The 20,901-nt window shown below is 70.8% G+C and carries 20 protein-coding genes; 8 read left to right on the forward strand and 12 right to left on the reverse strand.

Annotated elements, in window-relative coordinates; all coding sequences use genetic code 11:
- Positions 1 to 10 precede the first annotated feature (10 nt).
- The 3 genes from PQV94_RS01510 to PQV94_RS01520 all read right to left on the reverse strand — a co-directional run bounded on the left by PQV94_RS01510 (position 11) and on the right by PQV94_RS01520 (position 3,606).
- Positions 11 to 1,228, reverse strand: coding sequence for an MFS transporter (locus PQV94_RS01510; RefSeq protein WP_274287046.1), 1,218 nt, complete (start codon positions 1,226 to 1,228; stop codon positions 11 to 13).
- 198 nt (positions 1,229 to 1,426) lie between these two features.
- Complete coding sequence (locus tag PQV94_RS01515; RefSeq protein WP_274287047.1) at positions 1,427 to 2,611, reverse strand: 4-hydroxybenzoate 3-monooxygenase; 1,185 nt, start codon at positions 2,609 to 2,611, stop codon at positions 1,427 to 1,429.
- A gap of 242 nt (positions 2,612 to 2,853) precedes the next feature.
- A complete protein-coding gene (locus PQV94_RS01520) occupies positions 2,854 to 3,606 on the reverse strand; it encodes an IclR family transcriptional regulator (RefSeq protein WP_274287048.1) in 753 nt (250 codons plus the stop codon).
- A 226-nt stretch (positions 3,607 to 3,832) separates the two neighbouring features.
- Between PQV94_RS01520 and PQV94_RS01525 the strand changes: the two genes are divergently transcribed.
- The 6 genes from PQV94_RS01525 (at position 3,833) to pcaC (ending at position 8,652) form a co-directional block, all read left to right on the forward strand.
- Positions 3,833 to 4,594, forward strand: a complete 762-nt coding sequence (locus tag PQV94_RS01525) for an IclR family transcriptional regulator (protein WP_274287049.1) — start codon at positions 3,833 to 3,835, stop codon at positions 4,592 to 4,594.
- 80 nt (positions 4,595 to 4,674) lie between these two features.
- Positions 4,675 to 5,493 (forward strand): protocatechuate 3,4-dioxygenase subunit beta, encoded by an 819-nt coding sequence (gene pcaH, locus PQV94_RS01530; RefSeq protein WP_243226538.1) that lies wholly within the window; start codon positions 4,675 to 4,677, stop codon positions 5,491 to 5,493.
- A gap of 1 nt (position 5,494) precedes the next feature.
- Positions 5,495 to 6,052 carry a protocatechuate 3,4-dioxygenase subunit alpha gene (pcaG, locus tag PQV94_RS01535; protein WP_274287050.1) on the forward strand — a complete coding sequence of 186 codons (558 nt, stop codon included), beginning with the start codon at positions 5,495 to 5,497 and terminating at the stop codon, positions 6,050 to 6,052.
- Complete coding sequence (locus PQV94_RS01540; protein ID WP_274287051.1) at positions 6,042 to 7,481, forward strand: lyase family protein; 1,440 nt, start codon at positions 6,042 to 6,044, stop codon at positions 7,479 to 7,481. Before pcaG ends, PQV94_RS01540 begins: the two co-directional genes overlap by 11 nt.
- Complete coding sequence (locus PQV94_RS01545; RefSeq protein ID WP_274287052.1) at positions 7,478 to 8,257, forward strand: alpha/beta fold hydrolase; 780 nt, start codon at positions 7,478 to 7,480, stop codon at positions 8,255 to 8,257. Before PQV94_RS01540 ends, PQV94_RS01545 begins: the two co-directional genes overlap by 4 nt.
- Entirely contained in the window at positions 8,254 to 8,652 is a 399-nt protein-coding gene (gene pcaC, locus PQV94_RS01550) for a 4-carboxymuconolactone decarboxylase (protein WP_274287053.1), read from the forward strand. The genes PQV94_RS01545 and pcaC overlap by 4 nt, the downstream gene beginning before the upstream one ends.
- On the opposite strand, the gene PQV94_RS01555 is transcribed toward pcaC, so the two are convergent.
- The 6 genes from PQV94_RS01555 to PQV94_RS01580 are packed head-to-tail and all read right to left on the reverse strand — an operon-like array spanning position 8,653 to position 15,526.
- Positions 8,653 to 9,621 carry a helix-turn-helix domain-containing protein gene (locus PQV94_RS01555; protein WP_274287054.1) on the reverse strand — a complete coding sequence of 323 codons (969 nt, stop codon included), beginning with the start codon at positions 9,619 to 9,621 and terminating at the stop codon, positions 8,653 to 8,655.
- A 31-nt stretch (positions 9,622 to 9,652) separates the two neighbouring features.
- Positions 9,653 to 10,309 carry a CatA-like O-acetyltransferase gene (locus PQV94_RS01560; RefSeq protein WP_274287055.1) on the reverse strand — a complete coding sequence of 219 codons (657 nt, stop codon included), beginning with the start codon at positions 10,307 to 10,309 and terminating at the stop codon, positions 9,653 to 9,655.
- Positions 10,310 to 10,347: 38 nt separating this feature from the next.
- The gene (locus tag PQV94_RS01565; protein ID WP_274287056.1) at positions 10,348 to 11,178 is read right to left on the reverse strand and encodes a DUF6671 family protein; all 831 of its coding nucleotides are present in this window, start codon (positions 11,176 to 11,178) and stop codon (positions 10,348 to 10,350) included.
- Positions 11,178 to 11,501 carry a DUF190 domain-containing protein gene (locus PQV94_RS01570; RefSeq protein ID WP_274287057.1) on the reverse strand — a complete coding sequence of 108 codons (324 nt, stop codon included), beginning with the start codon at positions 11,499 to 11,501 and terminating at the stop codon, positions 11,178 to 11,180. The genes PQV94_RS01565 and PQV94_RS01570 overlap by 1 nt, the downstream gene beginning before the upstream one ends.
- A 15-nt stretch (positions 11,502 to 11,516) precedes the next feature.
- A complete protein-coding gene (locus PQV94_RS01575) occupies positions 11,517 to 14,066 on the reverse strand; it encodes a DUF2309 domain-containing protein (RefSeq protein WP_274287058.1) in 2,550 nt (849 codons plus the stop codon).
- The gene (locus tag PQV94_RS01580; RefSeq protein ID WP_274287059.1) at positions 14,066 to 15,526 is read right to left on the reverse strand and encodes a proton-conducting transporter transmembrane domain-containing protein; all 1,461 of its coding nucleotides are present in this window, start codon (positions 15,524 to 15,526) and stop codon (positions 14,066 to 14,068) included. Before PQV94_RS01580 ends, PQV94_RS01575 begins: the two co-directional genes overlap by 1 nt.
- Positions 15,527 to 15,625: 99 nt before the next feature.
- Between PQV94_RS01580 and PQV94_RS01585 the strand changes: the two genes are divergently transcribed.
- Both PQV94_RS01585 and PQV94_RS01590 read left to right on the forward strand, forming a co-directional pair.
- Positions 15,626 to 15,913, forward strand: a complete 288-nt coding sequence (locus tag PQV94_RS01585) for a helix-turn-helix transcriptional regulator (RefSeq protein ID WP_274287060.1) — start codon at positions 15,626 to 15,628, stop codon at positions 15,911 to 15,913.
- Between the two features lie 299 nt (positions 15,914 to 16,212).
- Complete coding sequence (locus PQV94_RS01590; RefSeq protein WP_274287061.1) at positions 16,213 to 18,111, forward strand: alpha/beta hydrolase; 1,899 nt, start codon at positions 16,213 to 16,215, stop codon at positions 18,109 to 18,111.
- 59 nt (positions 18,112 to 18,170) lie between these two features.
- Here the strand turns inward: PQV94_RS01590 and PQV94_RS01595 are convergent, their stop codons facing one another.
- From PQV94_RS01595 to PQV94_RS01605, 3 genes are all read right to left on the reverse strand, one after another.
- Positions 18,171 to 19,103 carry an alpha/beta fold hydrolase gene (locus PQV94_RS01595; protein WP_274287062.1) on the reverse strand — a complete coding sequence of 311 codons (933 nt, stop codon included), beginning with the start codon at positions 19,101 to 19,103 and terminating at the stop codon, positions 18,171 to 18,173.
- A 224-nt stretch (positions 19,104 to 19,327) separates the two neighbouring features.
- On the reverse strand, positions 19,328 to 19,897 hold the full coding sequence (locus PQV94_RS01600; RefSeq protein ID WP_274287063.1) for a TetR/AcrR family transcriptional regulator: 570 nt from the start codon (positions 19,895 to 19,897) through the stop codon (positions 19,328 to 19,330).
- Positions 19,890 to 20,723, reverse strand: coding sequence for an alpha/beta fold hydrolase (locus tag PQV94_RS01605; protein WP_274287064.1), 834 nt, complete (start codon positions 20,721 to 20,723; stop codon positions 19,890 to 19,892). Before PQV94_RS01605 ends, PQV94_RS01600 begins: the two co-directional genes overlap by 8 nt.
- Positions 20,724 to 20,901: the final 178 nt, after the last annotated feature.

Here is a 20,901-nt window from a genome sequence, read left to right on the forward strand (position 1 = left end):
CGACATCCGCTCACCGGCCATCGAGCACGTAACGGTCGCGGCCCACCGAGACCCCGACCACACACTGCCCGACGACCACGGCGATGTAGAGCAGCAGGGGCGCGGTCCAGCCGCCGTCGAGCGCATGGAGGGCGCCGAAGGAGATCGGCCCGGCGGCGGCGAGCAGGTATCCTACCGACTGCGACATTCCGGAGAGCGCCGAGGATGCGGCGGCGTCCCTCGCGCGCTGCGCCATCAGGGTCAGCGACATGCTCAGCGACGCTCCCGCCGACAGCCCCGAGATGAGGGCCCACGCGGTCAGGAGCTGCGGTGCGAGGATCATGCCGATCGCGGCGGCGATCGCGAGCAGTGGGAGGGCAGCAGGGACCGCGCGGCGCAGGCGCCCCTGCAGCGCGAAGGCGACGGCGAACGAACCGACCACGCCGAGGATCTGGTACAGCGCGACATCGACGCCTGCGGCGACGGGAGACTTGCCTGTCGATGCGGCGAGCGGTGCCATCCACGTCACGAGCATGTAGAACGACGCCGACTGCGCTCCCATGTACGCCGCGATCTGCCACGCGAGGCGGTCGCGCCAGATGCCCGTGCTGCGCGAGGTGCCCGGCGCGGGTGCCGCCGTTGTCGGCCCTCGACCGTGCTGCGCCCATGCCCACAGGGCGATCGTGAGCGGGAGGAGCGCGGCGGTCGCGGCCAAGGCCACGCGCCACCCGGCATCCGGATCGCCCACGGCGTGCGAGATCGGCACGACGACAGCCGAGGCGATGGCTCCCACGCCGCCGAGCAGCGCCGTGTACATGCCCATCATCACCGGCACGCGCCCCGGGAAATCGCGCTTGATCACCGCGGGCATGATCACGTTGGCGACGGCGAGAGACGCGCCGATCAGGCCCGTCCCCAGCCACAGGTTGACCTCGGTGCCCGGCAGCGACCGCCAGGCCGTTCCCGCCCCGAGCGCGATGAGGGCGACGAGCAGCACGCGCGACATCCCGAACCGGCGTGACAGTCCGTGGGTCAACGGCGAGACGATCGCCCAGGCCAGGAGGGGTACCGCGGCGAGCGAGCCAAGGGCTGCTGCCGTCGTGCCGAGGTCGTCCGCGATCTCCTCGAGCAGCGGGCCGACACCCGTGATGGTGGCGCGCATGTTGGCCGCGACCAGCGCCACGGCGATGAGCAGCAGCAACGCCCGACCGCGTCGATGCGGGCGCCCGCCGGGGGTCTGAATGCTCACGAGCACCGGACTCTACCCTGCCGGCCCGCGGCCACCGCTCCCGGTTTCGTGCGGCGGATGCGTGCGGGGCGGTGCGACATCTGCACGACGCGTGGTGCGGATGGTGTCCGGTGGGGCTGTTGGGGCGGCGCGGGTCGGGCTGGTCGTGCAGATGTCGCGGTACCCCGCGCGGCGCCGGTCAGGGCTCCGCTGGGCGGGTCAGCTGAGGCGGGTCTCGAACGGCCAGCCGGTGTACGCCTCGGCGAGGTAGGTGCGGCCGGCATCCGAGTCGATGACCGAGCGGAGTTCCCCGAGCTGTCGCTGGCGGTCGAAGTCGGATGCGTCGGGGGTGCGGTGGAGCATGCTGGTCATCCACCACGAGAAGTGCTGTGCCTTCCAGATCCGCCGCAGCGCTGTTTCGGCGAACGCGTCGATCGGCCCTTCGTCTGCCTCGAGCAGTAGCGCGCGTAGTGCGATATCGAGCAGCACCACGTCGGCGACGGCCAGGTTCATGCCCTTCGCGCCCGTCGGCGGCACGGTGTGCGCCGCATCGCCGATGAGCGCGACGCGGCCGCGGCGGAGTTCGCCGGCCACGAAGCTGCGGAAGCGCAGCACGTCGCGCTGGAAGATGGGTCCCTCGTGGAGGGTCGTCCCAGGGACGCGTGCCTGCAGCTCGTCCCAGATCTGCGCCTCGCTCAGCGCGTTCGGATCCGCCTCGGGGTCGCACTGGAAGTACATGCGCTGCACCGTGCTGCTGCGTTGGCTGATGAGGGCGAAGCCCGCATCCGAGTTGCTGTAGATGAGCTCCTCGGAGCTCGGCGGGGCCTCGCACAGGATGCCGAACCACGCGAACGGGTACTCGCGGAACGACCCGGCCGCCGATCCGCCGAGCGTCTGGCGCACGACCGAGCGCGAGCCGTCCGCGCCGACGACGAACTCGGCCTCGATCTCGACGCGGCGCCCGTCCGCATCCTCGCCGATGACGCGCGGCCGATCGGATGCGGCGTGCTCCACCGCTTCGACGCGCACTCCGAAACGCACGTCCTGCCCGGCTGCGAGGCGCGTCGCGACGAGGTCCTTGAGAACTTCGTGCTGCGGGTAGAGCCAGACGCTGCGGCCGGTGAGGGAGGGGAAGTCGATGCGATGACCCTCGCCGGCGAAGCGCAGCTCGATGCCGTCGTGCCGGTTGCCGTCGGTGAGCACGCGCGTTGATGCGCCGCTGTCGACGAGGAGGTCGACGGTTCCCTGCTCGAGGATGCCGGCGCGGATGGTGGTCTCGATCTGTTCACGCGTGCGGGAGTCGACGACGACCGACTCGATGCCTGCGTCGGCGAGCAGGTGGGACAGGAGGAGCCCTGCGGGACCGGCGCCGACGATCGCGACACGGGTGCGGATGGCGGTCATGACGTCTCCTTCGACGGCTGCCTGTGGGGTGCTGAAACAGTGTGCCCCGGGCTCCCGCATCCAGCACAGAACCTCCCGTTGAATGGGATTGCATCTCGTCGCGGTGTATCTGCCCGAGTTGCGGCGCATATGCGCAATTGCCACACCTTTGCGCATATGCGCCAGGAGTGAACTGTGGCGGATGCGGAGAAGTGTGGCGGATGCGGTGCGGATGCGGTGCCCCGCCCCCGGGCACGGCGCGCTCAGGCCCGCGTGGCGCGCAGCCCCGCCTCGATCTCGGCGGCGGCCTTCCGCAGGGGCGAGAGGGCGAGCTCCGCGTCGGCCTCTCGCGGCAGCACGACCGAGAGGGCAGCGATCACCTCGCCCTCCTCGCGCACCGGCACGGCGACCCCCGTCGACACCGTCTCGATCGAACCGGGCGCGATCACGTATCCGTCGCGGCGGATGCGGGTGAGGATGTGACGCAGCTCCGACGCATCCGTCACGGTCTCGCGCGACATGCGTCGCAGCGGTGCTGCGAGCACTCGCTCGCGAAGCGCGGCGGGGGCGTGCGCCAGCAGCACGAGTCCGGCGGACGATGCGTGCAGGGGGAGTCGGCCCGCGATGCGGGTGATGTTCGCGCCCGCATCCGGGTGTGAGAGCCGCTCGACGAACAGGGCCTCATCGGCCTCGAGCACGGCGAGCTGGGTGTGTTCGCGGACGACCTCCTGCACCGCCGACATCGCGGGAAGCGCCGCCTGTCGCAGTCGCAGCGCCGTCGATCCGCGCAGGGCGAGCTCCCACAGGTGCATGCCGATGCGGATGCGCCGCTCCTCGTCACGCTCGAGCAGGCCCTCGCCGACGAGGTCGTCGACGATGCGGTGAGCGGTGGATGCGGGAAGCCCCGCGCGGCGCCCGATCTGCGCCGCGGTCTGCACCGTGCGGTCGGCCGTGAACGTCTCGAGCACGCGCACGATGCGTGCCGTCATCGAGTCGCCGCTCGGCGAGTTGGCCATGCCGCCACCATCTCATGCGTCTGCCCGCATCCGTGTCCCACTTTCTGCAGGCCCCCGCCACTGGGCATGTCCCACTTTCTGCAGGTCGCCCATTGGCATGTCCCACTTTCTGCAGGTTTGGGGGTCGATTCTTGCGGCAAGTGGGACATGCGCTGCGGCAAGTGGGACATGCGCTGCGGCAAGTGGGACATGCGGGGACGCGAACCCCCGCGGCTAGGGTGAGGGCATGGCGGATGGCGTGCTGCGTCGGGCGATGGCGCTCATGCGGGCGTTCGACGAAGATGCTCCCGAACTCACCGCCGCCGAGCTCGCCGATCGTGCTGCCCTGCCGCTGTCCACGGTGCATCGCCTCCTCGCGCAGCTCATCGAGGAGGGCCTCGTCGAACGCACGTCGGCGCACACGTACGCCGTCGGCGCCAGGATGTGGGAGCTCGGCGAGCTCTCGCCTCTCGCCCTGCGGCTGCGCGAGCAGTCGCTGCCCCACCTCGTGCGGTTGTACGAGGCGACGGGGGAGAACGTCCACCTGGCGGTGCTGGACGCCCCGACCCCGCCGGAGGCGGTCGTGCTGTTCGCGGGCCGCATCACCGGCCGAGCCTCGGTGCCGACCCTCGGCCGGGCCGGCGGGCGCCACCCGCTGCACACGACGGGCGTGGGTCGTGCACTGCTCGCGACGTGCGACGAGGGTTGGCTGGACGCGTACCTCGCAGCCCCCCTCGTGCCCGAGACGCGGCACTCGATCACCGACCCCGCGGTGCTGCGCGCAGACATCGCCCTCACCAGGCGCCGCGGATACGCCGTGACCCGCGAGGAGATGACGCTCGGCAACATCTCCGTTGCCGCCGCTCTCGGCACGATCTCGGGGCTGCCGGCCACAGCGATCGGCGTCGTCACCCACCTCGACGGCGCCGACGAGAGGCGCCTCGCCCCGCTCGTCGTGCAGGCAGCGAAGGATCTGACGAAGACTCTCCGTGGCGCCAATTCTCACTGAGTGAGAATCGAAGAGAGAGCGCCGGACGCGTCGGGTGACGCTGGATGTCCCACCCGTGTGACGTCGAAGGAGACGGTTCCATGTCCACCCCTCCGCCCCAGGCTGCGGCTCCCGAGTCGCTGTTGGCCTCGGCCGACATGCCCACGCAGTCGAAGATCAACCAGGAGATCGCCGACGCGCACGCCGACGCCGCCCGGCGTGTGGCCGCCGGCGAGGACGTGCCCACGACGCTCTACGACTTCGCGCCGTACCGCTCGAGCCTGCTGCGCCACCCCACCAAGAACCCGCGACTCGTCGATCCCGAGACGATCGAGCTGTTCTCGCCCGCGTACGGGCAGCGGGATGTCGCCCAGATCGAGTCCGACCTGACGCTCCAGCACCGCGGCGAGCCGCAGGGTGAGCGCATCACGGTGACCGGGCGCCTCCTCGACAGCTGGGGCCGGCCGCTTCCCAACCAGCTCGTCGAGATCTGGCAGGCCAACGCGGCCGGTCGCTACATCCACCAGCGCGACCAGCATCCGGCCCCGCTGGACCCGAACTTCACCGGCGCCGGTCGCACGATCACGGGCGACGACGGCGGCTTCACCTTCACCACCATCAAGCCCGGCCCGTACCCGTGGAAGAACCACATCAACGCCTGGCGCCCCGCCCACATCCACTTCTCGCTCTTCGGCAGCGGATTCACGCAGCGTCTGATCACGCAGATGTACTTCCCCGGCGACCCGCTGTTCGCGCTCGACCCGATCTACAACACCATCCGCGATCAGCGCGATCGTGACCGCCTGATCGCCGCCTACGACCACGACCTCACGGTGCCTGAGTTCTCGATGGGCTACCGCTGGGACATCGTCGTCGACGGTCCGGATGCCACCTGGTTCGAGCCCGAGGGAGAGCACTGAGATGTCCGAATCCACGCGCCTTCCCGCGACCTCCGGTCAGACGGTCGGTCCCTTCTTCGCCTTCGGTCTCGAGTACCCCAAGATGCACGAGGTCGTCTTCCCGCACTCCAGCGGCGCGATCGTGCTGTCCGGCACGATCTACGACGGTGCGGGGGCGCCGATCCCCGACGCCGTGATCGAGATCTGGGGCGCCGACACCGACGGCACGATCTCCCGCGCACGCGGCTCTCGGCGCCGCGACGACCACACCTTCACCGGCTTCGGTCGCAGCTTCACGACGGATGAGGGTGCGTACGACTTCTGGACGCGCAATCCCGGTCCGATCGACGGCAAGGCGCCGTTCTTCGCCGCGGTCGTGTTCGCACGGGGGCTGCCGAACAAGCTGCACACCCGGATCTACCTGCCCGACGATGAGGAGCTGCTCGCAGCGGACCCGCTGCTCGCCTCGCTCGAGCCCCACGAGCGCGCTACGCTCATCGCGACGCGCACGCCCGAGGGTGATCTCACCCACGACATCCACCTGCAGGGCGAGAAGGAGACCGTTTTCCTTGCCTTCTGACGAACCCGGGGCGCCCTTCCAGGATGTGGGGCTGCTGTCCCCGGTGACGGTGTGGCACGACGCTCTCGTGGCCGACGACGCTGTGGCTGACGCCCTCGTGACCGCCGAGGTCGCTCTCGTGCGGGCGTGGGCGGCGGTCGGTGTCGCGCCGGATGCGGTCGCCGCGGCCGCATCCGAGGAGTTCGGATGGCACGGGGCCGGAACGCTCGTCGATGCCGACTGGCTCGATGCGGCCCGGCTGGCGGGCGCCGCTGTCGCCGGCGGAAATCCCGTCATCCCGCTCATCGCCCGGCTCGACGATCGTGCGTCGATGCAGGTGCGGCCCTGGCTGCACCGTGGTGCGACGAGCCAGGACATCCTCGATTCGGCTCTCATGCTCCTGTCGCGGCGTGCGGGGCTGCACCTGCTGGGTGTGCTGCGGCAGGTCGAGGCGCAGCTCTCCGGGTTCGCCGTCGTCCACCGCGGCATGGTCGCCGCTGCCCGCACGCTCACGCAGCATGCCGTGCCTACGACGGTCGGCGCCCGCGCGGCGGGGTGGCTGCGCGGTGTCACCCGCGCGCGCGTCCGCCTCGGTGACGCCGTCGGACAGCTCCCCGCTCAACTGGCCGGCGCGGGCGGCACCCTCGCCTCCTTCGTCGAGATCGGCGGGACGGATGCGGCATCCGCTCTTCCGTCGGCCTACGCCGCAGAACTCGCGCTCGCCGCCCCCGACGCGCCGTGGCACGTCTCGCGCTGGCCCGTCACAGAGCTCGGCGACGCCCTCGTGCAGGCGATCGACGCGCTGGGCAAGCTCGCCACGGATGTCGCAACCGGCTCGCGCACCGAAATCGGCGAGCTCGCCGAGGGTGTCGGCGGCGGATCGAGCGCGATGCCCCAGAAGCGCAACCCCACCGGTGCCGTGCTCGTGCGTTCGGCGGCGCTGCGTGCGCCGCAGCTGGGCGCGACCCTGCACCTCGCGGCCGCGCTCGCCGCGGACGAACGCCCCGACGGTGCGTGGCACGCGGAATGGCCGACGCTGCGGGAGCTGCTGCGCCTCGCGCTCGGCGCGGCCGAGACGACCCGCGCGCTCGTGACCGGGCTGCGGGTGGACGAGGCCGCCGTGGCCCGCTCGCTCGCAGTCACCGACGGGCTGCTGGTGTCGGAGCGGCTGTCCATCGTGCTCACGCCCGTCATCGGGTCAGACGACGTGCGCCGCATCGTCGGGGCCGCAACCGCGGGGGGCGACCTCCGCGCGCTCGTCCGCGAGGCGCTCGAGGCGGCGCTCGACCGGGTGCCGGGCGCCCCGCATCCTGCCGACGATGTCGACGCTCTGCTGGATCCTGCCGCCTACACCGGTCTCGCGGGCGTGCTGGTCGACCGGGCCGTCGCCGATGCGCCCGCGGATGCCGCTCGCGAGAGCATCGAAGCGCCGACGGAGGAGCCTGAATGACGCAACCCGCGATCGCACTCACCGAGGTCACCGGTCCTGCCGGTGCCCCGCTCGTCGTGCTCGGCCCGTCGCTGGGTACGTCCACCATCCTCTGGGAGGACGTCGTCCCGCTCCTCGCGGACGACTACCGCGTGGTGAGCTGGGATCTCCCCGGCCACGGCGCCGCCCCCGCGCCGACGGCGCCGTTCAGCGTCGGCGAGATCGCCGATGCCGTCGCGGATGCGGTCCGCTCGCTCGGCGGCGAACGCGTCCTCTACGCCGGGGTCTCCCTCGGCGGCGCGACCGGGCTCGAACTGCTCCTGCGCCATGCGGGCCTCGTACGCGGCGCGGCGATCATCGCCTCGGGTGCTCAGCTGGGCGATGCGGCGAGCTGGCGAGAACGCGCCGCCCAGGTGCGTGCGCAGTCGACGTCGTCGGTGATCATCGGCTCGGCGCAGCGCTGGTTCGCGCCGGGATCGATCGAGCGTCGGCCGGAGCTCAGCGGACGGCTGCTGCACGCGCTGCAGGATGCCGACGACGAGGGGTACGCCCGGTGCTGCGAGGCACTCGCCGCCTACGACGTGCGTCCGCGGTTGGGTGAGATCGCGACTCCGGTTCTCGCGGTCTTCGGGCGAGACGATCAGGTGGCGCCCGAGTCGAAGAGCGTCGAGATCGCCGAGGGCGTCCGTGACGGGCGCGTCGCCGTGATCGAGTCCGCCGCGCACCTGCCACCGGCCGAGGAGCCGGAGCAGACCGCGGCCGTGCTGCGGGAGTTCTTCCGCGAGGTCGCGCGATGAGCCGGCCGAGCGGTGAGGGACGCACCGACGAGCAGCACTACGACGACGGGATGCGGGTGCGCCGCGAGGTGCTCGGCGACGCCCACGTCGATCGTGCCGTCGCCGGCACCGTCCCCGAGACCGCGGACTTCCAGGACCTGATCACGCGTTACGCCTGGGGTGACATCTGGTCGCGGCCGGGTCTTGCCCGACGCGACCGCTCGATCGCGGTGCTGACGGCGCTCATCGCTCTCGGTCATCACGAGGAGTTCGCGATGCACGTGCGCGCCGCCCAACGCAACGGACTGAGCCGCGACGAGATCGTCGAAGTCGTGCTGCAGTCGGCGATCTACTGCGGCGTGCCGGCGGCGAACACCGCGTTCCGCATCGTCAAAGACGTCTTCGCGGAGGAGTGATCAGTCGGCGGCGCCGGGCTGTCCCTGACGCTGCAGGTCTGCCCGATACCGCCGAGGCGAGGTGCCGTATCGCCGGGTGAAGGCGCTCGAGACGGTGGCGGGGTCGGGAAAGCCCCACCGCGCGGCGATCGTGCCGATGCTCTCGCGGGCGTGGGCCGGGTCGACGAGTTCGTCGCGGATGCGCTCCAGTCGGCGCTCGCGCACGAGACTCGACACCGTCACGCCGTTCGCGGCGAAGACCCGCCGCACCGCGCGCGGCGACAGCTCGTGCGCGCGCGCGATGCGTGCCGCGTCGAGTTCGGCATCCTGCAGGTGCTCCTCGATCCACAGCACGAGCGAGTGGAACAGCGAGAGCACGGTCGCGGTGCCGGGCTCGCGACCGTCGGCGAGCACCGCGTGCACGGCGGCGACGAGCGCGTCGGCGACATGGCCGGTGGCGGCGGGGGATGGGCGGAACTCGGGTGACGCCAGCGTCGACATCGCCGCGCGGAGCAGAGGCGTCGAGCCGAGCGCGGAGAGGTCGGTGGCGAGCAGGGTCGTGAGTTCGCCGTGGCGGAGCGCGAGGACGGAGGTCGGGATGCGCACGAGAAGGTACTCGTGCGCCCCCGGCGTGCTGATGCGGTAGCCGTGGGCGCCCGTGTAGAGCACGACGTCGCCGGGGCCGAGGGTGACCGTCCGCTCCTCCTGCGAGACGCTCATCGATCCCGAGACGAGGTAGCCCACCACGACGCCCTGCCACTGGCGCGAGCTCTCCCAGGGCTCCACCTCGACGGCTCCGCCCGCGACGAGGGCGGCTTCCAACGCGCCGAGGGCGAAGCTCGCCCGTACCGAGGGCGTCTCGCCCGTCACCCCGGATACGACGATGACGTCGTCGTTGTCCCGCGCGTCGCTCTCTGCGGATGCGGGGTTCAGCCACCCGTAGACGAGGTCAGGCCCCTGCGGGTCATTCGACTCCTCGCGCGGCACCATGATGTGCCCATTCTGCCGGTCGTGCGGGCTTTCAGTCGGTCACCCAGTCGGGGTGGGCGAGGAACTCGCGGAACTCGGCGACGAGCCGCGCCGTGTGGAACCCGTCGGCGACGGCATGGTGGATCTGGACAGCGAGAGGAAGCAGCAGGCGATCTTCACGCTCGACGTACCGGCCGAGCGTGAAGATCGGGGCCAGGTGCCCGGAGCCGCCGTCGATGTTGAGGGTGAATCCGGTGAACGAGGTCCACGGCAGGCTCGAGACGTCGAAGCTGTTGGGCGGCGGGGCTCCCTGCGGGAAGAACTCCGTGGTCCCGGCGTGCTCCGCGATGACCTGCGCGGCCGCGTCATGGAAGGCGGCGTAGTCCGGGTCGAAGGGCGTCCAGACGCTCGCGAAGGTCTCGCGTTCGGCGTTGAAGATCGTGAACGAGGGATGCGTTCGCCCCCACACCGCCGGAGCGTCGGCGGCGTCGAGCGTCATCCGGAACTCGTCGTGGCGGTTGACGAGCTGGGCGAGCGCCCAGATCTGCGAGATGTAGGTGCGCCGTCCGGCCCGTCGGACGGCGGCGGCGAACTCCGTCGCGTCGACCTCGACGGTGATCGCATACGTGCACGGAACGGTGCGGAGGTAGTGCTCGAAGTGCTGGCGGCGCGGCCACGTCTCGAGATCGATCGGTTGCGGAGCGTCCATGCATCGATCGTCTCAGGTCGTGCACCCCGTCTCCATCCTCACGGGTTGCAGACCTCGCACGACGCGGGGTCGGCGCTCGTCACGGCCCGCGGGCGTTCACGGCGCTCGGGGCACGCGGCACAGCCGTCCACATCCGCTCGCACGCGCGAGGTGCGAGACCCGCATCCGGCGCAGCGGAGCCCGCGCACCACGTCGACGGGCCCGAATCCCGGGCAGTCGCAGACGGGGCACGGTGTCCGAAGGCGCGCCGCCATCACCCAGCCCAGGCGCCGGAGCGTCCGGCGCCGATCGGGGTTCATGTGCGCCCGGAGGTCGGGTTCGAGCCCGATCGAGCCGTGGCGCAGGAACGCGAGTACATCCGCTTCCTGCTGGAGGCCCTTGTGGATCTGTCCCTGTGCCCGCACCACGACGCCCTGGAGGGGGAAGCGGATGCGCGCGAGGTATCGGCGGGCCTCCGCGGCGTCGGCGACGACCTGCGCGGGTGCGACGCGCGCGTATGAGCGGAGTGGATGCGGCACCCGGATGCCGCGTTCGAGGTCGACGAACACTGCGAGCTCCTCGTGCGCGACCGGCCCGAAGCCCCCGAACGTCATCGAATAGGACGCCTCGGTGGCGAGTCCGAGCCCGGTGCCGAGCTCGGCCGCCGCCGCGGTCGCCTTGGCCGTCGCCGCATCCGCGGGGCTGAGCGCCCTCGGCACGTCTCGGGTGAACGTGCCGAGGGCGTCGGTGTCGAGATCGACGGTGGGGCGTACCTCCGCATCCAGCCAGCGGCGGAAGGCGGGAGCGAACGCCGACTCCTTCCCGTGCAGCGTGCCGATCGCGACGGTCATCCCGGCGTAGGGCGAGTTCGCGAAGCGGGCCGCGGCCATCACGCGAAGTAGTCGGGGCGGCTGACGGCCGTCTGAGAGACGAACATCACGCCCGAGGTGCGATCGAGCAGCGGCCGGATGCCCGCGATGATGGCGTCGGCGCGCTCCTCGGCGACGACCGTGACGAGCAGGGTGAGCGCGTCGTGGTCGTTGAAGAGCAGGCGCCCGCCGCGCATGCCGTGGTGGCCGAGTCCCGCGACGCCGGTGATCGCGGTGTACCCGCGGGCGCCCAGTGCCTGCATGAGTTCGGCGACCTCGGCGACGTCGTCGCTCGCGACGACCACCTCGATCTTGGTCATCGGGGTCAAAGCGGAAAGGCTCATGAACGGTTCTCCTTCTTACTGACGGTCTTCTGCGTGTTCGGCGGGTGCACCGAGACGTTCTTCGAGGGGGGATTCGGGCTCGCTCTCCCATCCGTACGCGCCGAAGCGCATCCAGCGGGCGGTGTCGTGCTCGCGCGCGCGGAGCGTGATCCAGCGGTTCATCACGAGAGTGCGCACCACGTCGGAGGACTGCACGATCTCGTTGACCCGCGACAGCGGGGCCTGCACGAAGACCTGCAGCCGCACCGGTTCGTGCCGGGGGTCGACGCCCACCCCGACCGACTGCCAGGGCAGGCCGATCCGCAGGTCGCCGCCGTAGCCGGAGAGCACCCCGACGGTTCCGACGACGTTGTGCAGGGGCTTCGGCCCCGCCCCGAAGCGGTCGGGCGCCGTCGTCGAGACGCCGTACTGGGCGTTGATCCACTGGGCCACGATCATCGGCGCGGTCAGGATCGTCTCCAGCCCCGCCCCGTCGGGGTCGGCCTGCGCATCGTAGCTGTGCAGGAACGCGCGGCGACCGAGATCCATGCCTGCCGTGATCGAGCGCGGACCGACGATGAACGCCGCGTTGCCCACGAGCCCCCACTCCGGATACGCCTCGGCCCAGTCCGTCGCCCGACGCATCGTGTCCTCGAGCGCTGCGGCGCCCTCCGGATCGCTCGGGGCGCCAGGGAGCGCGACGGTGCGGTCGACGGCATTCGCCGCCCGCGCCGTCTCGAGGTGACCGGCCAGCTCGAGCAGCGCCTTCTCGTGTGTCGCCGGAACGGTCCACGGCTCCAAGAGGGTCACCTGGTCGGTCACGGTGTCCATCTGCGCGGCGACGAACAGCGTGTCCTCGGGGATGCGGATTCCGCGCGCTGCGAGTCCTGCTCGCGTCGCCGGGTCGTTGAAAATCATGGCCGCGGCGCGGGCGTTCGGCTCGCCCTCGTGCCCGCCGCATGCACCGCACTGCAGGCTCGACGCGAAGGGGTTGTTCGTGACGGACGCGCCGTGGCCGGCCAGCAGCACGATGGGGGCGAATCCGTCGACGAGTCCCATCATCCGCAGTGCCGTCTCGGCGTAGAGCACGCGCTCGTCGAGGCTGAAGACGACATCCGCATCGACGTGCGTGGCGGGCTTCGCCCGCTCGATCGCGCGACGCACACGGTGCCACGTCGTCGGTGCGATCGTGCGCGCCAGCATGACGGCACCGAGGAACCATCCCGACGCCTCGGCGAACGCGTACGGCGCGACGGGAGACTCCTTCAGCGCATGTGCCGCATGCCCCCGCTCGGCGGCCGCGGTGCGCTGTCGCCGCCACCGGTCGATCTCGCCCCGTTCGATGGATGATTCGGTGATCGCCACGCGCGGCGTCAGCAGCACGGGGCACGACGCGACCTCGGGGGATCCGTCGGCGGGGCGGAAGGCGATCGGCACCGCGAAGAATCCCGCAAAGCCCAGGGTCTCCACCTCTCCCGCTGCCTCCAGATGCCGGCGGAAGCTCTCCGAGCGCGTGTCGATGCAGAAGACCGCCTGCGCGAGCGGACGCCGAGTCGGCGCGAGGTCGCGCAGCACCGGGGCTGCGGGCGGGGTGAGCTGCCGCGCGGTGCCCCGCTCGTAGGCCTCCTGCCAGACCGCGAGTCGGGTGAATTCGTCCGTGAGCGACAGGATGCGGCCGAGGGTCGTGCGTACGCGCGGGTGGGACGCATCGGCGGAGAGTGCGGCGGCGACCGCATCCAGGCGCGCCTTGTCCGGTGCCGCTGCGGATGCGAGGGCGGGAAGGTCCGCGTCGGCGGGCAGCAGGAGACGTTCCAGCGTGGCGCGGATCGCGACGAGGGAGGTGAGATCGACCGATCCCGAGGTCGCGGCGCTCTGGCGTACGAGGGCCGACCAGCCGGGCTGGGCGAGAACATGTGCGCGGATGAACTCCTGCGCCCGCTCACCCTCCAGGCCCCAGCGCGTCAGCGCCTCGTCGATGGCTCCCGCGGGGTCTGCGGGCGTGCGGCGGATGCCGGAGCGTGCGCGACGGGGCAGCGTCGGGTCGAGCGCCGCCAGGCGCCGCCAGGAGTTCCACATCCCCTCGCCGCGCACCGGCGCCGACCACGAGGGGGAGCCGAGCGCCGCGGCGAGCCACCGGGCGGTGAGGTCGTCGACCCGTGCCTGCACTCGCGGTGAGAGCACGCCGGCGGGAGTGACGAGGGTCGCCCCCGCATCCCGGAGCGGCGGTGAGACGAGCAGATCCTGCAGGAGAACCTCGCCCACGGTGGTGAGCAGGTCGTCGACGACTACAGGGTCCGTGACGCGCGCCTCGCGCACGGTGAACCGGAGCGCGGCGACCAGGTCGTCGTGCGAGATGCGTCCCTGCGCGTAGAGCTCCCGGAAACGCTGCTCCCCGAAGGTCAGCAGCACGCCGTGATCCTGGGCGATCCGGCGCATCGCCTCTTCGTGGTCGAGGTCCTCGTAGCTCGCCAGGGGGTTGCGGGCGATGAAGGTTTCGAGGGGGAAGTTCGGGGCGATCGCCCGTCCGGAGGCTGAGACCCAACCCCGGATCGTGGCGTGCCGTTGCGGTGGTGCGGTGGTGGTCATCAGAGTCTCCCGTACTCGAGGGGGCCGAAGGGTGCGGACGTGGATGCAGCGGCGCGGCGTGCGGGCAGGGGCGGTCGTCCCCACGAGAACGCGAAGGCGAACACGCGGTCGGCGACGGGACCCGTTCCCCGGGCGATGACCCCGAGGATGCAGGCGCTGACGAAGAGCGCCGCCGCGAAGGCGATCGGCAGGGTGCCGCCCGTCGCCTCGGCGGCGAGCGTCTCAGCGGCGGGGAACACGATCGCGAGGTAACCGATCGCCGCGAGGGCGACCGCGGCGATCCACGCGGCGCGTACCCCGGCGGCGACCGCGCCGGCGCCGACGGCGGCTCCTGCGACGACCGCGGTCGCGACCACGAAGAGCAGCAGGACGGATGCGGGGTGGCCGAGCGCGCCGGTCGCCACGGCGGTCCCCGCAGCAGCCACGAGCACGACCACGGCGCCGGCGACGGCACCACTCCGGGACCGCTTCGTGGGAACCGTGGTGCGCTGGGCGAGCTCGCGCTCGAGCGCGGATCCGGCGCCGAGGAACAAACTCGCCTTGAAGAGCGCGTGACCCATCACGTGGAAGAGCGCGACGCCGAAGGCGCCCATCGCGCAGGCCACGAGCATGAAGCCCATCTGCGCGGCCGTGGACTGAACGAGTCGTCCTTTGACATCGGGGCGGGTGAGCATCGCCACGGTGGCGACGAGCATCGTCGCACCGCCGGCGAGGCCGAGCACCCAGGGACCGAGTGACGACGGCACCGGCTGGAACCGGAGGAGCAGCAGAGCGCCGCCGTTGACGAATCCCGCGTGCAGCAGCGCCGAGACCGGTGTGCTCGTGGCGGCGGTGGCGGGCAGCCAACCGTGGAAGGGGAACGAACCGGCGCGCGCGACCGCCGCGACGGCCACGAGAACGCCCACGACCACTGCCGTGGAACCGCTCAGTCGACCCAGAGCGGTGAACGCGGATGAGCCTGTCGTCGAGACGGCCAGGATCACCGCCGCCCACAGCGCGCCGTCGCCGACGAGCAGCGCCCACCCCGCACGCCGTGCCGCGAGGCGCGTCTGCGGATGCGTGCCGCCGGTGCGGATCAGAGCGATCGTGCTGACGGTCGCGAGCGTCCAGCCGGACACGAGCAGCAGCACGTCCTGAGCCGCGATGCTGGCGACAGTGCCCGCGGCCGCGAGTGCGGAGAGGGCGAAGAACGCGCGGGCGCGGGGGTCGCCGCGCAGGTTGCGTGCCGCGTAGAGCTGCACGACGGCCGTCAGTGCGGTGACGAGCAGCATGAGCGCTGCGCCGGCGACATCGTGACGCTCGACGATGGCGTCGACCGTGCCGACGGCAGCGGCGACGGCGGCGAGGGCCACCGCCCAGGGGGTGAGCGAGCCGGGCGTGCGTCGGGGCGAGGTGGGGAGGAAGGCGACCACGACGGCGGCGACCAGCGCGGCGGCCGTGAGCGAGGCGAGCGGGGACATGTGCAGGACAATACCGGTAATGAAATGCAGGTGTCAAAGTGCAGGAGTAGCAAAACAGGTAATCCATAACCTGTTGCCCTGCTCCGCTATGCTGAGCCGATGGGCCAGTGGACGTTCCTCACGAATCACGCCCATGTGCTGATCTACGTCTCCCGCGACCCCGGTGCCCGAGTGCGGGAGATCGCGGACGCCGTCGGCATCACCGAGCGCACCGCGCACGGCATCCTCACCGACCTCGTCGACGACGGGTATCTGCGCCGCATCAAGGAAGGGCGACGCAACCGCTACGAGTGCGTCGAGAACCTGCCGTTGCGCCATCCGGTCGAGAGCGACCACCGGATCGGGGAGCTCCTGCGCGCCCTCGGTGGTCTGACGCCTTCGAGCTGAAGCCCATGAGCTGACGTGCGGCCGGTGGCCGGCGTCGCTGTCGGCCGGCTCCCCGGCCGATCCGGCGTGCGCATCGCGAGCCATCGAGCTGTTGCCCACATGGCGCACAAGTTGCCTGAGGAGAACCAATGTGCAGCAAATGAGACGAATGTGAATCAGAATGATGTGCGCGCATGCACATCGGTGCAGAACGGCACCTCAACCCGTTCTCGGTGTCGCCGCATCCCTACACTCCGAGGCAGGCCAGGCCCGAATGAGCCCGGCCGCGCTCCTCGCACACAACAAGGAAGTTGGTTTCGATGTCCTCTCCTCGAACCCTCGTGAGGCTGTGGTCGCTGTTCGCGATCGCGGTCGCGCTCGTGCTCGCCGGCGGCGCCACGGCCGCCCTCGTCCAGACGTCGGCGGGTTCCGTCCAGGTGCGTGATGTCACGTTCACCGGCACCGCGGGCACGAGCGTCTCCGGGCTGCTGTACGTGCCCGCCACGGCCACCCCTGAAACGCCGGCGCCCGCGGTGCTCGCGGTGCACGGCTACGTGAACTCGCGCGAGATGCAGACGGCGAATGCGGTCGAACTGAGCCGCCGCGGCTACGTCGTGCTCGCGCTCGACCAGGCGGGGCACGGTCGTTCGGACGCGCCCGCCTTCGGCAACGGCTTCAACGGTCCCGCGGGCCTCGCCTACCTCCGGGGTCTGGACATCGTCGACCCCGACAACATCGGCCTTGAAGGACACTCGCTGGGCGGATCGACCGTGATGAACGCGGCGGCCGCCTTCCCCGAGGGATACGCGTCGATGGCCCTGTTGGATTCGGCCACCGGCTTCTTCGGCCCCGAGGGGACGCCCGACTTCCCGCGCAACACCCTCGTGGTCTTCGCCGAGTGGGAGGAGTTCTCCGGAACGATGTGGGCCTCCCCGAACACGCGGGATCTGACGTCGAGCCCCAAGCTCATGACGATGTTCGGAACCGACGAGCCGGTCGTGCCGGGGCAGCTGTACGGCTCGATCGATGACGGCACCGCGCGCGAACTCCTGCGACCCGCCAACAACCACCCCGGGGTGACGCACGATCCGGCCGTGACGCAGGAGATCGTGGCGTGGTTCGACAAGACGCTCGAGGGCGGTCACGACGCGGCCGGCCAGACGTGGTGGATCAAGGAGCTCGGCACCCTTGTCGCGATGATCGGCGGCGTGCTCGTGATCTTCGCCACGGGCGGACTTCTGCTGGCTACCGGATTCTTCTCGGCGATCCGTCGGCCCGTTCCGTCGGCCGCGGGAAGCCGCTGGGGTTGGCCGTGGATCGTCTCGGCGATCCTCACGACCGGCATCCCCGCGCTCACGTTCTTCTGGTTCAACACCTGGGGTGCCGCGTGGATCCCGGCAGGTCCCGTGTTCGGGCAGTCCTATTCGACCGGCATCGTCGTCTGGGCGCTGTTGAACGGACTCATCGGCCTCGCGATCTACGCGGTCACCGCGTGGGTGCAGCGGCGCCGCAACCCGCTCGCATCCGTGCGCGCGGCGGAGGTCGAGGGCGCGCCGGGGCTTCGGCGCGGCGCGCTGATCGGTCGGGCCGCGGTGCTCTCGCTGCTCAGTGTGGGTGCGGCGTACCTGCTCGTGGTGATCTCGGACTGGCTGTTCAAGAGCGACTTCCGCTTCTACGTCCTGCAGCTGCAGCCGCTGACGGCGACGCGCTTCGCGTTGTTCGTGCTGTACCTGCTGCCGTTCACGGCGTTCTTCCTGATGCTCACCTTCACGCTTCACCGCACGCTCCGCTGGAGGGGGCGCCCGTCCACCATGCGGTCGGAGATGATCGCCTCTGCGATCGTGCTGCCGGCCGGCTTCGTCGTGCTGGAGATCATCAACTACGTCCCGCTCTTCGTCAGCGGTGAGCTGGCGCTGCCGGGTGAGTCGCTGCTGACGATCATCGGCTACCCGTTCATCGTCGTGCTGGCGGTCGTCGGTGCGCTGTCGACGTACTTCTTCCACAAGACCGGAACCATCTACGTCGGAGCGTTCGTCTCGGCGCTGCTGGTCACGTGGAACGTCGTGGGCGGCACGGCCGTGCAGGGCGACGTGCAGGAGTGGGGCGGCCTGGCGATGACGGTTCGGGTCGTCCTCCCGCTGCTGCTGTCCCTCGTTCTCGTCGTGGTGGCCGTGCGCCTACGTCGGCGCTCCGCCGACAGGAGCGAGATCGACGCCTGATCCGAACGGCGTCCGACGCGGGCGGTGGGGGAGTGCGATCCCCCACCGCCCGCGGTTCGTCAGCCGTCGAGGAATCGCTTCGTCGCGGCGGCGATCTGTGCCGAGAGCGTGTGGTGCAGGTAGTGGTCCCCGGTCATGACGACGGCCTCGCCGCGGTCGACCGACGCCGCCTGGCTTTCGTGCAGCGACACCCAGTCCGCCACATCCGTGTCGTTCTCCCGGACGAACAGCAGCACAGGGAGGGAAGCGGGGAATCGCGCGCCGCTCGCATCCGCGAAGTTCCGGCTCGCGTGCTGCATCTCATCGACCATGGTCGAAGCCGTCGTGTTGCGGGTAGCGAGCATGCGCATCTGCTGCTTCGTCTGCTCGTCGTAGGGAAGTCCCTCGTAGGGATCGGGCGAGATCGCCTGCAGTGCCCGGGTGATGCCGAGGTCGTTGAGCAGCACCATCGCGTCGGTGGGGATCGGCTCGTCCGATCCCGGCTGGTCCGGCACGCTGTTGTCGATGCCCACGAACGCGGTGACTTCGTCGGGGAACAGCGAGGTGTAGGTGAGCGCGTAGATCCCGGCGATCGAGTGCCCCATGAGCACGTACCGATCCGCCCCGAGCTGCTGCAGAGCCTCGTGCACCTCACGGGAGATGTTCTCGGAGGTGCGGGGGACGTCGGTGCCGTCGCTGAGCCCCGTGCCGAACGGCTCGACGGCGATCACGCGGTAGTCGTCGTCGAGCCGGTCGATGAGCGGGGCGAAATCGAGACCGGGGGCTGCCGTCCCGAGCCCGGGAAGCAGCACGATCGTCTGCTCGTGATCGCCGCTGACGACGACGTTCATCTCACGGCCGTCGACGCTGACACGCTGCCCGTAGGGGGTGATCTCCGAGGCTTCGGAGTTCGTGGCGACGGCGTTCACGGTCGCCATCGCACCGACGGCGACCGCCGGTGCGAGGACGAGGGCGGCGGCGACGGTGAGCGTGATCTTGGTGCGTTTCTTCATGGTGTCCTGAGGTGCGTGTCTCCTGCGCGACGCGGGTGGCATCGCCCCTTCAGCACATCAGTCGGGCGGCGATCACAGCAGTGTCGCCGCGTCATCGTCTGAAGTGACAAATGTCACCGGGCTGGTCTGCTGTGGTCGTCGCGCGCATCCCACTCATGTTCGAGGGGCTCGAAACGTCGCGTTTTTGTGCGAGCGGCCGCGTTTCGCGTCTCTCGGACAGGCGTTCAGTCGCGACGCCAGGTCTCGAATGAGTCGGCGACGGTGTCGATGGCCCTAGCGAAACTGCGCTCGATGTCGACGGGGAGTTCGAACGCGTGCGAGGTCTCAAGGGAGAGGAAACCGTGCAGCGAGGCGCGCAGGAACCGGATCGCATCGACCGCGTCGTCGCCCTCGAGGCCGTACCCGACAAGCACGCCCGCGACCACGGAGAGCACGGATGCGGATGCGCGCTCGTCCTCTTCGTCGCCCGCCACCGGGGCGGCGATCGTCAGCGGGTACTGGCCGGGGTGGGCGAGGGCCCAACCTCGGTAGGCGTGCCCGATCGCCCGGATGGCGTCGCCACGGGATCGTCCCACGGCCGCGCGAGCGAGCGTGTCACCGAGCTCGGTCTTGGCGCGCAGCATGATGCCCCGCTCCAGTCCGGCGAGCCCGTCGACGTGCTTGTAGAGCGACGGCGCGCGCACACCGAGGTCGTCGGCGAGCGCGGCGAAGCTCAGCGGCCCCGCATGCGGAGCGTCGAGCAGCGCGGCGGCGCGCTCGATGACGAGCGCGGGCGTGAGCCCCGCCCTAGGCACGGTCGACCCCTTCTCGCAGGAAGGCGAGGATGGCGTCGGCCGTGCGCTCAGGCCGCTGGGACTGCGGGTAGTGACCCGCATCCTCGACCATGACGGCCGTGCCGTGCAGCGTCTCGGCGATCCATGTGGCCTCGGCCGCGGGATCGGCGAAGTCGGGGTCGGCGTCGCCCATCACGACCAGCGCGGGCGCGGTGACACGTGCGAGGCTCCGCTCGGCGTCGAGGTGGTCGGTGCGTGTGGTGAGGCGGAAGGCCCGGGCATAGCCGGGGCGTCGGAGCGCCCGGATCATCGTGGCACGGTAGGCCTCGAAGTCGGCGGGCTTCTGGCCCGAGTACAGGGTGGGCAGGTACGCGTTCCACGCGGCGACGGCCCAGGGGCGCGCCATCAGCATCCGGAACATCAGTGCCGCCATCGCGCTCTGGTTCGGCGGGGTGCGCACGAAGGGTCCGACCAGCACCAGCCCCGAGACGAGCTCGGGGTGCTCGGCGGCGACGATCACGGCGGCTCCGGCCGCCATCGAGTTGCCGACGATCACCGCGGGGGCGCCGAGATGCCGGATGAGGGCGGCGATGTCGGATGCGGTGGGCACGTCGCCGTAGGCGTCGAAACCGGCGGAGCTGTCGCCGTGTCCGCGGAGGTCGGCGGTGGCGACGCGGTAGCCCGCCGCGACGAGCAGCGGTGCGAGGTGCCGGTACGAGGAGCGCAACTCGCCCATTCCGGGCACGAGCAGCAGGAGCGGGCCCTTGCCCGCGACGTCGAAGCCGATCTCGCCGCCCTCGACGCGAAGGTGCTGCGTCGAGGTGGCGGAGGAGGATGAGGGGGTCATGTCCGAAACATTACATAGCCTTCCAGCTATGCGCAATAGCCAACCCTGATCTCCCCGGATCGACCCACATGTTCAAGGGACTCGAAATGCGGCGATTCCGCCCGAATCGCAACGACTCGCGTCCCTCGAACAAGAGGGTGTCGTGTTCAAGGGACCCGAGATGTGGTGTTCCCGGCGA

Source organism: Microbacterium sp. Clip185 (assembly GCF_028743715.1).
Classification (GTDB): Bacteria; Actinomycetota; Actinomycetes; order Actinomycetales; family Microbacteriaceae; genus Microbacterium.